Genomic DNA, 14142 nt, shown 5'->3' with positions numbered 1-14142 from the left:
ATCCTTGGTATCGGGAGTACGGGTGACAGCATCTGGTTGCAGTCACCCGTTTCGGGCCGATGTTGCACCCGGCGGGGCGGCGTGCTCAAATAATATCTTAGTATGCAGAAAATAAACTGATGTTATACCTAACTCTACGCCACTACGAATATGTCTGCGCGATCGCTCAGCACGGCAGCCTGTCGGCGGCGGCTGCCGCTGTGCATGTCAGCCAGCCCGCGTTGTCCACAGCGCTTGCCCGGATCGAGGCGCAGCTGGGGGAGCCCCTGTTCCTGAGGCGTCGCGGGGCCGGCATGATCCTGACTCCACAAGGCCGCAGTTTCGCAGACCGTGCGCAAGCGCTCCTAGATCAGGCCGCGCGGCTGGAACGTCGGGGCACAGATCAAACCGACGGCCAGCAGCTGACCCTGGGATGTTTTACCGATCTGGCTCCCTTTCTGTTGGCCCCAGCGCTGCAGCGCCTTCGGATCGGCTTGCCCGGTGTGGCCATCCGCTACAGGACGGATCACTTTGAACCGCTGCTGGCCTCGATGACCGCCGGGAATATCGACTTGGCGATCAGCTATGACCTGGGCGTGGATGCAAGCTTCGTCCGGCAGGAGGTGTTGCGGCGCGGCCCCGTAGCGCTGATGCCCAATGGTCACCCACTTGCAGATCGTGACCGCCTGTCCTTGGCCGATCTGGCCGAACAGCCCCTGATTCTGTCCGAAGAAGGATTGTCCGTGCGCCACATGCTTGGCCTGTTCAAATCCATTGGCGCGCTGCCCCGAATTGCCCACCGGGCGGCATCGGTCGAGCTGCTGCGCAGCCTGGCCGCCCATGGCGAAGGGATCGGCATCACCTACAGCAGGCCCCCCGATTTACGCTCCTACGATGGCAAGCCACTGGTCGCGATACCCATCAGCGACACATCGGCAGAGGAGCCCTTGGTCCTGATCAGCCACAGCCCGCCGTCAAAAGGCAGCGTGATAGAGACCGCGCAGCAGATTCTGGCGAAAACGGTTACGGAAATACTCTAGCACGCACATGAGCGCAGCGCCCGGCGTTCCAACGATCAGACCTTGCGCAGTCGGATCACAACGTCGACGGACGCGATTTCAACGCCCTGCGGCGCCGCGGGCAGGCTCTTGATCACCAGCTGATCGGATGGCGCATCCGACAGACGCCCCTCGTCTTCCCAGTAAAAATGGGGGTGGTCGTGCGTATTGGTGTCAAAATAGCTTTTGGACCCATCGACTGTGATTTCCTGCAAGACGCCAGCATCGCAAAAGGCGCGCAACGTGTTGTAGACCGTCGCAAGTGAAACAGCTGCACCCTTGTCCTTTGCCGCGTCAAACAGGCTCTCGGCGGTCACATGGCGATGCTTGCCGTCGCCCACCAACAACTCTGCCAGCGCCACCCGCTGACGGGTCGGGCGCAATCCGGCTGTTTCCAGCCAGTTGGTAGCGATATCTGCTGGTGTTGGCGTCATGTAGCGGTCCTGCATAGCGTTGCTGGCCGCATTTATAGGCCGAAAGGGTCCTTGCATTCAATTCAATTTGCGTAGCTCCGATCTGTATCTGTAGACTGTCACAGTTGAAAAACCTGAAGGCCACAGGCTGAATGCTGGTGTGCCCTCGGCACCCGGAACCCTTGCAGGAGAGTCGAAACGGGTGCTACAGGGAGCCAGATACACGATCATAACATAGGCAGGAGAAGCGCCAGCATGGCCGATTACCCCAGCAGCTTTGACAAAGACGATTTGCTGAAATGCGCCAGAGGCGAGCTGTTCGGCCCTGGCAACGCACAGCTGCCCGCCCCTCCCATGTTGATGATGGATCGCATCACCGATGTGTCGGCCGATGGCGGCGCCCACGGCAAGGGTCACATTACGGCCGAGTTCGATATCACGCCTGACCTGTGGTTCTTTGACTGTCATTTCCCCGGCAACCCGATCATGCCCGGATGTCTGGGTCTTGACGGCCTCTGGCAGCTCACTGGCTTCAACCTGGGCTGGCGTGGCTGGCAGGGTCGCGGCTATGCGCTGGGTGTAGGCGAGGTGAAACTGACTGGGATGGTGCGCCCCGACCGCAAGATGCTGACCTATAAGATCGATTTCACCAAAGCGATCCAGACCCGTCGCCTGACCATGGGGGTTGCCGACGGCATCGTGGAAGCCGATGGTGAAGTTATCTACCAGGTCAAGGACATGAAGGTGGCCCTCTCCGAGAGCTGATCCGCAGCTCTCCCCGCCCCTTGAACAAGAAATAGGAGTACGCATCATGCGTCGCGTCGTCGTCACCGGTCTGGGCATCGTCTCGTCCATCGGGAACAATGCCGAAGAGGTTCTCGCCTCTCTCAAAGCAGGAAAATCTGGCATCGAGGCCAGCCCCGAAATGGTCGAGCATGGCTTTCGCAGCCAAATTGCGGGAACGCTCAAGCTGAATGTTGCTGACCATGTCGACAAGCGTACCCTGCGTTTTATGGGGGCTGGCGCGGCCTATGCCCATATAGCGATGAGCCAGGCAATTGCCGATGCCGGCCTCTCCGAAGATCAAGTGGTGAATGAGCGGACCGGTCTGGTGGCCGGTTCGGGCGGGCCGTCCACATCGGCCATGCTGGCAGCCCATCAGACCGTGCTGAAAACCGGAGCCACGAAGCGGATCGGGCCGTTTGCTGTTCCCAAGTGCATGTCTTCCACGATCTCGGCAAATCTGGCCACAGCCTTCAAAATCAAAGGTATCAACTACTCGATCACCTCGGCCTGCTCGACCTCGCTGCACTGTATCGGCAATGCGGCTGAGCAGATCATGATGGGTAAGCAGGATGTGATGTTCGCCGGTGGTGGCGAGGAACTGGACTGGACCCTGTCGTGCCTGTTCGATGCGATGGGCGCGATGTCGTCCAAATACAACGACACGCCGGAGAAAGCCTCCCGCGCGTTTGATCAGGACCGTGACGGTTTCGTGATCTCTGGTGGCGGCGGTATCGTCGTGCTGGAGGATCTGGATCACGCCCTGGCGCGCGGTGCCAAGATCTACGCCGAAGTGACCGGCTTTGCCGCCACCTCCGATGGCCACGATATGGTCGCCCCCTCCGGCGAAGGCGGCGAGCGCGCTATGCGTCTGGCCCTGCAATCCCTGCCGGACGGCCGCAAGGTGGACTATATCAACGCCCACGGCACCTCGACCCCGGTCGGCGACGTCGGCGAGATCGAAGCGGCCCGCCGGGTTTTCGGCGCGGGCAACGTGCCGCCGATTTCTTCGACCAAATCAATGACCGGTCATGCGCAGGGCGCGGCGGGCGCACTGGAGGCGATCTTCTGCCTTCTGATGCTGGACAATGACTTCATCACGCCGTCGATCAACGTCGACACGCTGGCCGAGGGCATCGAGCCGGGAGAGGTCGCAACCCAGCTGGTGGAAAACGCGGGCCTTGACAGCGTAATGACCAACAGCTTCGGCTTTGGCGGCACCAATGGCTCAATGGTATTGAGCAAATACAAAGGATAACGGCGGATGTCAGGAGTATTGACGGGCAAACGTGGCCTGATCATGGGGGTCGCAAACGACCGTTCGATCGCTTGGGGCATCGCTAAGGCCATGGCCGATGCGGGGGCCGAACTGGCATTCACCTATCAGGGTGAAGCCTTTGGTAAACGGTTGGAACCGCTGGCCCAGAGCGTTGGCAGCGACTTTATGGTCGATGTGGACGTCACCGATGATGCGTCGCTCGACACCGCGTTCGAGCAATTGGCGGCACGCTGGGACAGCGTCGACTTCGTGGTGCACGCCATCGCCTATTCGGACAAGACCGAGCTGACCGGACGCTTCCTCGACACCAGCCGCGAGAACTTCAAGAATTCGATGGATATCTCCGCCTATTCCTTTGTCGAGGTGGCGCGCCGCGCCTACCCGCTGATGAAGGCCAATGGCGGCACGTTGCTGACCCTGACCTACCAGGGATCGAACCGAGTGGTGCCCAACTACAACGTGATGGGTGTCGCAAAGGCGGCATTGGAAAGCGCCACGCGTTACCTGGCCAATGATCTCGGCCCCGAAGGCATCCGTGTGAACGCCATCTCCCCCGGCCCGATGAAAACCCTGGCAGGGGCCGCCATCGGTGGTGCCCGCAAGACGTTTAAACATACGGCGCAGAACGCCCCATTGCGCGATAACGCCACGTTGGAAGCGGTTGGTGGTACAGCCGTCTATCTCGCCTCCGACGCAGGGGCCTGCACGACGGGCGAGATCATCCGCGTCGACGGTGGTTTTCATGTCCTTGGCATGCCGCAGCAGGACAATCTCTGACCTGCTGCCAATCCCTGTCACAAGAACCAAGGGCACCCAGCGGGTGCCCTTTCTTGTTGCTGTCTCCGCTTGAAATCACTGTTCCGCAGCCAGTTCTGAAAGAAGCTGCTGCATGAGATCAGCCGCGGGCATAGCACGAACTCCGGCAGCGCCCTGTCCGGCCCATTGCGCGCCATATCCGAGCTCGCCAGCCTGCTTCGCCGCAGTGTTCAGGGCTTTCCCGGCATCATAGGCAATGGGGTAATCCGGAATGATCGTCGGATCGAGCTTCTGCGCAAGGTCGGTGAAACGGTTTCTCAGACAGCGGGCCGGGCGACCTGAAATTACCGTCGTCATCTCTGTTTTCGGATCCGCGGCCAACAAGGCGGCCCGATAGCCCGCATCGGCACTGCTCTCGGGACAGGCGATGAACGCGGTGCCCAACTGCGCAGCGACGGCACCTGCTGCCAGCGCCTTTGCAATATCGGCACCGGTCATCAACCCGCCTGCGGCGATCACCGGCAGGTTCAGGTTGGTGACCAGTTCGCGGACCAGTTCAAGAGTTCCAAGCCTGGGATCCGCGCCGCGCGGATCAAAGATACCCCGATGGCCTCCGGCCTCCCACCCCTGTGCAACAATGGCGTCGATCCCGGCGCTCACCAACACAGCAGCCTCGGCAAGTGAGGTTGCTGTGGCCAGCAAGATAATGCCGGCTGACTTCAGAGCCGAGATCACCCCCTGCGGCGGCAAACCGAAGTGGAAGCTGACAACTGCCGGGCGCTGCGCAATCAGCATCTCCTGCATATCGGTATCAACGCAGAAGCTGGTGTAGATTTCGCGCAGCGCCTCCGGCGGCGCCGTGTTGTAGCTGTGAAACACCGGTGCCAAGGCGCTGAGCCAGGCCGCCTCGCGGGAGGAATCCTCAAGCGCTGGCCGGTGGCAGAACACATTGACGTTAAAGGGTCGGCCAGTCAGTGCCACCGTTTGACGCAGCATCTCCTCAGCCTGGTCGATGCTTGCCGCTCCGATACCCAGGGCGCCCAACCCACCGGCATTGCTGACAGCCGCCGCCATCTGGGGCGTGCTGACGCCGGCCATGGGAGACTGGAGAATCGGCACGGATATACCCAGAAGATCCATCAATGCGGCTGACGTAGAAATATCAGTCATTCCGTCCTCTTTCACCACGGCATATCCCACTGCAAAAGAGCCGGTTTGACGAGGCGGCGCAAGAGGCACCGCCTCAGATGCGATCAGTTGATCGAGACCAGCTCGATATCAAAGATCAGGTCTTTGCCTGCCAGGGGATGATTGGCATCAAGGGTCACAGTCGCCTCGCTCACCTCAACCACGGTCACCGGCAGCACTTCGCCCGTCGGAGCCTGCATCTGCAATTGTGTTCCAACCTCAAGCGGGATGTCATCAGGGATCCCTTCACGCGGAATGCTCTGCCGCGCCTCGTCGTGGCTGGGGCCATAGGCCTGATCCGCGGGAATGTTGAGCGTTTTCGTCTCGCCTGCGGCCATGCCGAGCAGACCGGCGTCCATACCCTCGATAACCTGACCAGAGCCGACGGTGAACTCAAGCGGCTCGCGCCCTTCAGAGCTGTCAAAGACACTGCCGTCTGTCAGCTTGCCTGTGTAGTGGATGCGTACGGTATCGCCGCTTTTTACCTCGGTCATGGGACCTCCAGTTGCTTTCACGTTACAAAGGCGCGCACAGTATAGGACACCACCGTGATGTAAACCCGATGATCCGAAGCAGCCCCGGTCGCACCCTTCCCGGGCGTCCGTAGAGCGGCGAGAAATGATTGTGGCTGGAATTTGCGCCCCGTTTGCGCCTAGGCTGGGACAACCGCAGGACATCGAACCGGAGGCCCCATGGCAATCAGCACCTGTATCTTTGATGCCTATGGCACATTGTTCGATGTGACAGCGGCCGCACGGCAAGCTGCAGGTGAGCCGGAGTTTCCGCATCTGATCGACAATTGGGCAGAGCTGGCCAACCACTGGCGGCTGAAGCAGCTACAATACACTTGGCTGCGTGTAATCACAAACTCACATGCCGATTTCTGGCAGGTCACCCAGGACGGGTTGGATTGGGCCATGGAGGCCACCGGCCTGAGCGGTGACCCGCAGCTGCGAAAGCGCCTGCTGGATCTCTACTGGCAGCTTCAGGCCTATGATGAGGTTCCGCAGATGCTGCGCGCCCTCAAGACTGCGGGCTTGCAGACCGCAATCCTCTCCAACGGATCACCCGAGATGCTGGACGGAGCCGTTCAATCCGCAGGGGTCGGCGACCTGCTGGACGATGTGCTCTCTGTCGAAAGCGTTGGTGTCTTTAAACCGGACCCGCAGGTCTATGACCTTGTCGGCAAACGCTTTGGCTGCCAGCGCGATGAAGTGCTTTTCGTGTCCTCCAACGGCTGGGACGCTGCCGGTGCGGCGGGATACGGGTTTACCACGGCTTGGGTGAACCGAAGTGGTGAACCTATGGATCGCCTGCCGTGGAGGCCGCATCACGTGCTGAGGGATCTGGCCAGTATCCCTGACCTGGCGGGGGGATAAACCCGTGCTGAACACGCCACGCGCATTCTCATATTTTACCAGCTCTGACGGGCTGGAGCTGGCCTATGACGATCCAGACTTCGCCCCCCAGACAACAGCCATTTCCCGCCCACCCCTATTGTGCCTGGCAGGGCTCACACGTGACGGGCAGGACTTTCGCTACCTGCGGCCGCATATTCATGGCCATCGCCTGATCACCCTGGACGCCCGGGGTCGGGGCCGGTCTCAATATGCAGACGATATCCATAGCTATTCGGCCCCGCGCGAGGCGCAGGATGTGATCGAGCTGCTGGACCATCTGGGCATTGATCGCGTGACGCTACTCGGCACCTCGCGCGGCGGGTTGGTGGCGATGGCACTGGCCGCTCTACACAAGGAGCGATTGGCCGGTGTGATCCTGAACGATGTCGGGCCAGAAATTCCGGCAGATGGGATCACCCGGATTATGGCCTATGTCGGATATCGTCCGGCAGCCAAAACCCACGAAGAAGCCGCCTCCGCGCTTGCGACCCATATGGCGCCAGCGTTTCCCGATGTGCCGATGACACGCTGGCGCGAAGAAGCCGAGGTTTTTTACACGCAGACCCGGACGGGTTTGGCGCTGCGCTATGACGCCCGGTTGCGTGAAGCTCTCTTGGCGCAGGCTGCAGCGGGGCCAGCGCCGGATCTCTGGCCATTGTTTCAATCACTTGAAGGTCTGCCCTGCGGCGTGATCCGCGGCGCGAACTCCGACATTCTGACGGCTGAGACCTACGAGAACATGCAGCGCCGTCTGCCGGACCTGATCGCCATGGAAGTGCCGGATCGCGGCCATGTCCCGTTTCTGGACGAACCCAAGGCGCTTGCCCTTATCCACCGAATTCTCGAGGTCGCCCAATGACATCCTTTGCCGCAATCAGTGCCGCTGCGGAGCGCCTGCGGGGCCACGCCCGCGAAACGCCGTTGCTCTCCTCCCCCTTTCTGGACGACATCGCGGGTCGCCGGGTACTGATCAAGGCCGAGTGCCTGCAACATACCGGATCGTTCAAGTTCCGGGGGGGCTGGGCCGCGCTGTCTGCGCTCAGCCAGGATCAGCGCAAGAAAGGCGTGCTTGCTTATTCAAGTGGCAATCATGCGCAGGGTGTGGCCGCAGCGGCGGCCGCCCATGGCACACCCGCCGTGATCCTGATGCCGCAGGACGCCCCAAGAATTAAGATCGCCAACACCCGTGCGCTCGGCGCAGAGGTGGTGCTGTTCAATCGCGCCACCGATAATCGTGACGCCATTGGGGCAGAGCTGGCAGAGGCTCGCGGCCTCACCCTGATCAAGCCCTACGACGACGACGAGGTCATCGCCGGTCAGGGCACAGTTGGTCTGGAAATCGCCCGACAGGCTGCTGAACAAGACGTGACCGAGGCGGATGTTCTGGTCTGCTGCGGCGGTGGTGGTTTGACTTCGGGGGTTGCCTTGGCGCTGGAACACGCTGCGCCAAAAATGCGGGTTCGCCCCTGTGAACCGCAGGGGTTCGATGACGTTGCCAGGTCACTGGCCGCCGGGCGGATCTGTCGCAATGACACCACGGCCGGCTCACTCTGTGACGCTATTCTCACGCCTGCACCCGGCGAAATCACCTTCCCGATCCTGTCACGGCTCTGCGGTTCCGGAATTGCTGTCAGCGAAGACGAGGCCATGCACGCCATGGCGCTGGCCTATTCGAGGCTCAAAATCGTGCTGGAGCCTGGCGGTGCTGTCTCGCTGGCGGCAGCTTTGTTTCACGCAGACCACCTCAACGGATCGAGCGCCATTGCCATTGCGACCGGTGGCAATGTCGACCCCGCCATTTTTGCCGAAGCGCTACAAAAGTTCGGATAGGCTTCACACTCGCGCCGATCGATCCGGTGCCCTTCGCCCCTGGAGTGCCCCTATGACCGAGTTCACTATCGCCTCCTTCAATGTGAAGAACCTGATCGGTCCCGATCAAGAATACTACAGGTTTCAAAGCTACACGCCCGAGGAATATGCTTGGAAATCCGATTGGTTGGCCGATCAGCTGCTGACGCTCGATGCCGATATCGTGGGGTTTCAGGAAATCTTCGATGAGGCGACGCTGCGCGAGGTGATCGCCGAAACCGATCGGCGTGGCAAACAGGTAAACGCCGCGACCCTGCCCGATCGCTCCAAACGCTACCACCGCAAAGCCATATTCCGCAAACTGGTCTATACGCCCTATACCGATGCCAAGCTGGCCTATGCTGCCAATACAAATGACCACGACACTCCGGGCAAGCGTCGCCCCGGTCTCGCGATTCTGTCACGTACGGGTTTTGTGGAACCGGTCGAGATTATTCAGGACCTGCCGCTGCCGCTGGATATCCCGATGGCCTGCCTGGGCGGCGAGGATGACGCAGGCTACTACACGCTGCGACGGCTGTCTCGACCGATCATGAAGGCCCGCATTCCCGTCGCGGACCAAATCATCAGCGTATTCAACTGCCACCTGAAATCGAAACTGGGCGAGTTCATAACACCACTTGGGGCGCCTTATGCGCCCGAAACCGTGCTCACGGCTTATGATGCCAGTGGGCGGGCCATGGGCGCGTTGCGGGCAGCTCTGCGGCGTATGGCCGAGGCCTGGGTTCTGCGCCGCGCCATCCTGGACGAGCTGGAACAGGACCGGCCGGTCATGGTCCTGGGAGACTTCAATGATAGCGAGGATGCCGTCAGCTCTGAAATCATCAGCGGCGAGACACCGTTTCGCAACTACTCCTGGATGCTGCGGCATGACGCTCGCCACTCGGGAGATCGCTACAACCCGGACGAAGACCGTCAGATCCGGGAAATGATCGACCGGGTTCGCCTGCGTTCGGCGGAAAAGCTGTTTCTCAAGAAATCTCTCCGTGACGTGGTATACACCACCACATTCGGAGGCGTGCACCAGAGCATCGATCAGATCTATATATCCCGCCATTTTGATCCCGAATGGACAGGGGCCATCGGCGAAATGCAATATTTCAGCGTCTTCAACGACCACCTTACTGATGGCAGCCACCCCGAAGCGCCTTATAACAAGCTGGCCTCCGACCATGGGCAAATCATGGCCCATATGCGGCTCGAGACTGCCGAATAGAGCCGCGATCCAGCCGCATGGCGGTGCTCGGATCGGGTTTACGTCCTGAAACACGCAGGCTAGGGAAGCGCATCGAATAAGCTCAGGAGGAGTTCCATGCCGCTTGCAGATCTGGGTGACATCCGGGTGAACTATCAATTGGATGGAACGCCTGACGGCCCGACGCTGGTGTTCGCCAATTCACTCGGCACCGATCTGCATGTCTGGGACGACGTGGTGACGCGCTTGCCGCCGTCGCTGCGCATCATTCGCTATGACCTGCGCGGCCATGGCGGCACGTCGGCCACGCCCGCTCCCTATTCGATGGGCGCTCTGGTACGCGATGCCGAGCGCCTGCTGGATCATCTGGGGGTGCGGGACTGTATTTTTGTTGGTTTGTCGATCGGCGGGATGATCGCGCAGGGGCTGGCCGTCAAGCGGCTGGATCTGATACGCGGACTGGTGCTCTCGAATACGGCGGCCAAGATTGGCACCGCCGCCAAATGGCAACAGCGCATTGATGCGATCAAGCAGGATGGGCTTGATGCGGTCGCCGACACGATCATGCAGAACTGGTTTGCTCCAGCCTTCTACAGGTCCCCGGAGCTGGCCCACTGGCGCGCCCAGCTGCTTGGGCAATCGGTCGAAGGCTATATCGGCTGCTGCGCGGCCATCGCCGGAACTGATTTTTACACCCCAACCAGCGGCCTGCGCCTGCCAACCTTGGGCATCGCGGGATCGGATGATGGTGCAACGCCGGCAGATCTGGTTCGCGAAACGGTGGATTTAATCCCCGGATCAAGGTTCGAGCTGATCCGCCGCGCCGGACATCTTCCCTGTGTCGAACAGCCCGATATCTTTGCCGACCGTTTGGTGACCTTCCTGAGGGAGCTCGGGCATATTGACTGATCTGCTGCTGGTCCACGGCTCCTGCCACGGTTCGTGGTGCTGGCGCGACGTCCTGCCTCAACTGGAAGCACGCGGGATCAACGCACGAACCATCGACCTTCCCGGCCCTCGTATAGGCGGCAACGCGCGGGGGTGCGATCCAGTCGCTGTCACTTTGGAGGAAACCGTAGCCGCTGTCCGCGACGCCGCGCGATCAGAGACTATCGTTGTGGGCCATTCCTGGGCCGGCTACCCGATTTCAGCCGCAGCCGATATCGGCCCACCGCTGCGTGGATTGATTTACCTTTGCGCCTATGTCCCCCGGAATGGCCTGTCGATGATCGACATGCGCAAACGCGGCCCAAGCCAACCGCTCATCGGCAAGGTTTTGAAAACCGCGGACGGGCAAAGCTACTGTTTCGACCCCGAAGCCGCACCGGATTTGCTATACCACGATTGCCCGAGGTCAGTGGTGGACTATGCGCTGTCGCGACTGGCACCGCAGCCGATCAGGCCGCAAGACACGCCCGTGAAACTGGGTCCACAATGGGCCGCGACACCAAAAGCCTATATTCGATGCACCCAAGATCGCGTCATCCCGCCAGAGTATCAGGCAGAAATGGTGGCGGATTGGCCCACTGATCGGGTAAAAAATCTCGACACGTCACATTCGCCGTTCTTTGCCGCGCCCGATCAACTGGCAACGGTGATGGCAACCATAGTGAAAGATCTCTGATGGCCGCTTCTCTTTTTGACAGTCAGCTCTATGCCGCGCTTTTTCCTGCCGGAGATGTCTCCCGGCTGTTTTCAGACAGTGCTGAAATCCGTGCCATGCTGCTGGTCGAAGGTGCGCTAGCGAAGGCGCAGGGCAAAGTCGGCATGATCCCCGAAGACAGCGCCGCCGCGATCGGACGCGCCGTGATGGAGGTCGCCCTTGATCCTGGGGCACTGGCTGCTGCGGCTGGGCAGAACGGCGTGCCGGTTCCAGGTCTGGTCGCAGCACTGCGGAGCGAGATGAGCGCGCCGGAACATGCACAATATATTCATTGGGGCGCCACCTCGCAGGACATCATGGACAGCGCGCTGATGCTACGCCTGCGACAGGCGCTTGCGGCGGTGGAAGGAGATCTGCTGGCGCTGCTGGCCCAGCTCTCCGATTTGGCTGAAGCCCATGCCAGCCTGCCGATGGCCGCACGCACCTACGGCCAGCTGGCCACGCCAACAAGTTTTGGCGCTGTCGTGGCCGCCTGGGGACAGCCCCTGCTTGGGCTGTTGGACGAATTGCCAAGGTTGCGCGACAGCTGTCTGCTGGTGTCACTTTCAGGCGCCGCGGGCACCTCTGGCGCGCTTGGCCCCCGGGTTGCGGAGCTGCGCGCAGAACTGGCCGCCGGTCTGTCGCTCGCCGATCCGGGTCGCAGCTGGCATACCGACCGCACGCCGGTCTTGCGTATTGCCGATTGGTTTACCCGGGTCTGCGTTGCATTGGGCAAACTGGGTACTGACTGCCTCGCCCTCCGTCAGAGTGGTATTGATGAGATTGCGATCAGCAGCAGTCGCGGCGCCTCATCCACAATGCCACAGAAGCAAAACCCGGTAGGCGCCTCCGCATTGGTTGCGCTGACGTCGCAGGCAAACGCCCAGCTCTCGGCCCTGCATCATTCTGCTGGTCATCAGCACCAACGGGACGGCACAAGCTGGTTCGGCGAATGGTTAAGCCTGCCGCAGACCGTTTTCTGCGCCGCCAGTGCCGTGCGGATTGCCAATTCCATGACCCGGGGGCTGACACCGGATGTCGACCGCATGCGGCACAATCTGAACGCTGCCAACGGTACCATTCATGCCGAAGCGTTGAGCTTTGCTCTGGCTGAGCATATGCGGCGTGGTGAGGCGCAGGCGATGGTCAAGGAGCTCTGTGCCAAGGCCGCCCAAGACGGAAAATCGTTGCAGGAGATCACGGTCGCGCATTATCCAGAGCTTGATCACACCGCGATATTTGACGCAGTACGGCAACTTGGCTCTGCCCCGGAAGAGGCACAGCAATTTGCGAAAAGCGTCACCGCACTGCAAGCCAGACGAAATCCCTCCTGACCCGGCGGTGATCGGCGCAACCGTTTCCCTGCCCCCTGCGCCAATTCGTCTTCAAGATACGACGCGTCACAGACGGTTTCGGGCTTGCGGGCTCGCTTCCCCCGGTCCACCGTGACCACAAAAGGGGAGAGACGCGACATGCCTATCGTTAAAGCAGCCGTATGCCATCAGTTCGGCAGCCCGCTTGTGATCGAGGATGTCCAGCTTGCCGCGCCGCGTAGCGGTGAAGTGGAGGTCACACTGGATGCCGTCGCGATCTGCCACAGTGATATCTCCTATGCGGAGGGTGCCTGGGGCGGTTTCCTGCCCGCTGTCTATGGTCACGAGGCTGCCGGCGTGATCAGCGCCGTTGGCGAGCATGTTCATGGCTTCGCCGAAGGCGACAGCGTGGTCGTGACCCTGATCCGCTCCTGCGGCAGCTGTCCCAGCTGTGCAGGGGGCGCTCCAACGCTGTGCGAGACCCCCTATGATGCTATCAATGGCCCGCTGAAAACCCTTGCAGGTTCCCCCCTGATGCAGGCCATGGCCTGCGGTGCATTTGCAGAACGGGTGGTGGTTGACCAACGCCAGATTGTGAAAATTCCGGCAGATCTGGGTAAAGACGTTGCGGCACTTCTGTCCTGCGGCGTGATCACCGGTGTCGGCGCTGCGGTGAACGCCGCCCGGCTGCGCGCAGGCCAGGATGTTGTGGTGATTGGTGCAGGCGGTGTCGGCCTCAATGCGATTCAGGGCGCCCGTATCGCCGGCGCCCGCCGCATCGTCGCTGTCGACCTCAGCGAGGACAAGCTGGCCATTGCCGAAGAGTTCGGGGCCACCCATACGGTTCTCGGCAGTCTGGATGCCCCTTGGAAGGCCGCCTACAAAGCGCTTGGCGGTCGCGGTGCAGATGTCGTCCTGGTCACCGTTGGTGCGATCCCCGCCTACGATCAGGCCACAAGGTATCTCGGTGTCGGTGGGCGCATGGTGATGATCGGCATGCCCCATTCCGGCGCGAAAGCCAGCTACGAACCCGTGATCATGGCGGCTATCGGTCAGGGCATGATCGGGTCGAAAATGGGCGACGTCGTTATCCAGCGCGATATTCCATGGATGGTAGACCTCTACAAACAAGGACGTTTGAAGCTGGACGAGCTGATCTCCGGCCGGTGGCGGCTTGAAGAGATCAATGCAGCGATCGCAGACACCAAGACGGGCTCGGCGCGCCGCAACATCATCGTTTTCGACCAATAAACCGTTCATTAGCCAC

Annotated in this window: 15 protein-coding genes; 12 read left to right on the top strand and 3 right to left on the bottom strand. The window is 61.0% G+C overall.

Annotated elements, in window-relative coordinates; translation table 11 throughout:
• The first annotated feature begins 119 nt into the window (after nt 1–119).
• Nucleotides 120–1019: a LysR family transcriptional regulator gene (locus tag WLQ66_RS01175; protein ID WP_340544419.1), complete on the top strand. Its 900-nt coding sequence runs from the start codon at nt 120–122 to the stop codon at nt 1017–1019.
• Nucleotides 1020–1054: 35 nt separating this feature from the next.
• On the opposite strand, the gene irrA is transcribed toward WLQ66_RS01175, so the two are convergent.
• The gene (gene irrA, locus WLQ66_RS01170) at nt 1055–1471 is read right to left on the bottom strand and encodes an iron response transcriptional regulator IrrA (protein WP_260099685.1); all 417 of its coding nucleotides are present in this window, start codon (nt 1469–1471) and stop codon (nt 1055–1057) included.
• Between the two features lie 234 nt (nt 1472–1705).
• Here irrA and fabA point away from each other — a divergent pair, with 234 nt between their 5' ends.
• From fabA to WLQ66_RS01155, 3 genes are read left to right on the top strand one after another with little or no spacing between them, the layout of a single operon-like run.
• Nucleotides 1706–2215: a bifunctional 3-hydroxydecanoyl-ACP dehydratase/trans-2-decenoyl-ACP isomerase gene (fabA, locus tag WLQ66_RS01165; protein WP_340544418.1), complete on the top strand. Its 510-nt coding sequence runs from the start codon at nt 1706–1708 to the stop codon at nt 2213–2215.
• 46 nt (nt 2216–2261) lie between these two features.
• Entirely contained in the window at nt 2262–3491 is a 1230-nt protein-coding gene (gene fabB / locus WLQ66_RS01160) for a beta-ketoacyl-ACP synthase I (protein WP_340544416.1), read from the top strand.
• Between the two features lie 6 nt (nt 3492–3497).
• A complete protein-coding gene (locus WLQ66_RS01155) occupies nt 3498–4289 on the top strand; it encodes an enoyl-ACP reductase FabI (RefSeq protein WP_340544415.1) in 792 nt (263 codons plus the stop codon).
• Nucleotides 4290–4364: 75 nt separating this feature from the next.
• Here WLQ66_RS01155 and WLQ66_RS01150 read toward each other — a convergent pair whose 3' ends face one another.
• Nucleotides 4365–5438 carry an NAD(P)H-dependent flavin oxidoreductase gene (locus tag WLQ66_RS01150; RefSeq protein WP_340544414.1) on the bottom strand — a complete coding sequence of 358 codons (1074 nt, stop codon included), beginning with the start codon at nt 5436–5438 and terminating at the stop codon, nt 4365–4367.
• Nucleotides 5439–5521: 83 nt separating this feature from the next.
• A complete protein-coding gene (locus tag WLQ66_RS01145) occupies nt 5522–5950 on the bottom strand; it encodes an FKBP-type peptidyl-prolyl cis-trans isomerase (RefSeq protein WP_340544413.1) in 429 nt (142 codons plus the stop codon).
• Between the two features lie 198 nt (nt 5951–6148).
• Between WLQ66_RS01145 and WLQ66_RS01140 the strand changes: the two genes are divergently transcribed.
• The 8 genes from WLQ66_RS01140 (at nt 6149) to WLQ66_RS01105 (ending at nt 14126) form a co-directional block, all read left to right on the top strand.
• Nucleotides 6149–6835, top strand: a complete 687-nt coding sequence (locus WLQ66_RS01140) for a haloacid dehalogenase type II (RefSeq protein ID WP_340544411.1) — start codon at nt 6149–6151, stop codon at nt 6833–6835.
• A gap of 7 nt (nt 6836–6842) precedes the next feature.
• The gene (locus tag WLQ66_RS01135; RefSeq protein ID WP_340546276.1) at nt 6843–7715 is read left to right on the top strand and encodes an alpha/beta fold hydrolase; all 873 of its coding nucleotides are present in this window, start codon (nt 6843–6845) and stop codon (nt 7713–7715) included.
• Complete coding sequence (locus WLQ66_RS01130) at nt 7712–8686, top strand: threonine ammonia-lyase (RefSeq protein ID WP_340544410.1); 975 nt, start codon at nt 7712–7714, stop codon at nt 8684–8686. Before WLQ66_RS01135 ends, WLQ66_RS01130 begins: the two co-directional genes overlap by 4 nt.
• A 52-nt stretch (nt 8687–8738) precedes the next feature.
• Nucleotides 8739–9941, top strand: a complete 1203-nt coding sequence (locus tag WLQ66_RS01125) for an endonuclease/exonuclease/phosphatase family protein (RefSeq protein ID WP_340544409.1) — start codon at nt 8739–8741, stop codon at nt 9939–9941.
• Between the two features lie 96 nt (nt 9942–10037).
• A complete protein-coding gene (gene pcaD / locus WLQ66_RS01120; RefSeq protein ID WP_340544407.1) occupies nt 10038–10829 on the top strand; it encodes a 3-oxoadipate enol-lactonase in 792 nt (263 codons plus the stop codon).
• A complete protein-coding gene (locus tag WLQ66_RS01115; protein WP_340544405.1) occupies nt 10822–11544 on the top strand; it encodes an alpha/beta fold hydrolase in 723 nt (240 codons plus the stop codon). The genes pcaD and WLQ66_RS01115 overlap by 8 nt, the downstream gene beginning before the upstream one ends.
• On the top strand, nt 11544–12896 hold the full coding sequence (locus tag WLQ66_RS01110) for a class-II fumarase/aspartase family protein (RefSeq protein WP_340544404.1): 1353 nt from the start codon (nt 11544–11546) through the stop codon (nt 12894–12896). Before WLQ66_RS01115 ends, WLQ66_RS01110 begins: the two co-directional genes overlap by 1 nt.
• 138 nt (nt 12897–13034) lie before the next feature.
• Entirely contained in the window at nt 13035–14126 is a 1092-nt protein-coding gene (locus WLQ66_RS01105; RefSeq protein WP_340544403.1) for a zinc-binding dehydrogenase, read from the top strand.
• The last annotated feature ends 16 nt before the right edge of the window (nt 14127–14142 follow it).

Source organism: Phaeobacter sp. A36a-5a (assembly GCF_037911135.1).
In the GTDB taxonomy this organism is placed as follows: Bacteria; Pseudomonadota; Alphaproteobacteria; order Rhodobacterales; family Rhodobacteraceae; genus Phaeobacter; species Phaeobacter bryozoorum.
Note: the sequence above shows the minus strand (reverse complement) of the source record. Positions and strands in the feature narration are given on the sequence as shown.

What these genes read in the sequence shown, in the direction of transcription:
- fabB (WP_340544416.1), top strand. Translation starts at nt 2,262, where the DNA reads ATGCGTCGCGTCGTCGTCACCGGTCTGGGCATCGTCTCGTCCATCGGG.
- WLQ66_RS01130 (WP_340544410.1), top strand. Translation starts at nt 7,712, where the DNA reads ATGACATCCTTTGCCGCAATCAGTGCCGCTGCGGAGCGCCTGCGGGGC.
- WLQ66_RS01105 (WP_340544403.1), top strand. Translation starts at nt 13,035, where the DNA reads ATGCCTATCGTTAAAGCAGCCGTATGCCATCAGTTCGGCAGCCCGCTT.
- pcaD (WP_340544407.1), top strand. Translation starts at nt 10,038, where the DNA reads ATGCCGCTTGCAGATCTGGGTGACATCCGGGTGAACTATCAATTGGAT.
- WLQ66_RS01110 (WP_340544404.1), top strand. Translation starts at nt 11,544, where the DNA reads ATGGCCGCTTCTCTTTTTGACAGTCAGCTCTATGCCGCGCTTTTTCCT.
- irrA (WP_260099685.1), bottom strand. Translation starts at nt 1,471, where the DNA reads ATGACGCCAACACCAGCAGATATCGCTACCAACTGGCTGGAAACAGCC.
- WLQ66_RS01175 (WP_340544419.1), top strand. Translation starts at nt 120, where the DNA reads ATGTTATACCTAACTCTACGCCACTACGAATATGTCTGCGCGATCGCT.
- WLQ66_RS01150 (WP_340544414.1), bottom strand. Translation starts at nt 5,438, where the DNA reads ATGACTGATATTTCTACGTCAGCCGCATTGATGGATCTTCTGGGTATA.
- fabA (WP_340544418.1), top strand. Translation starts at nt 1,706, where the DNA reads ATGGCCGATTACCCCAGCAGCTTTGACAAAGACGATTTGCTGAAATGC.
- WLQ66_RS01140 (WP_340544411.1), top strand. Translation starts at nt 6,149, where the DNA reads ATGGCAATCAGCACCTGTATCTTTGATGCCTATGGCACATTGTTCGAT.
- WLQ66_RS01145 (WP_340544413.1), bottom strand. Translation starts at nt 5,950, where the DNA reads ATGACCGAGGTAAAAAGCGGCGATACCGTACGCATCCACTACACAGGC.
- WLQ66_RS01155 (WP_340544415.1), top strand. Translation starts at nt 3,498, where the DNA reads ATGTCAGGAGTATTGACGGGCAAACGTGGCCTGATCATGGGGGTCGCA.
- WLQ66_RS01125 (WP_340544409.1), top strand. Translation starts at nt 8,739, where the DNA reads ATGACCGAGTTCACTATCGCCTCCTTCAATGTGAAGAACCTGATCGGT.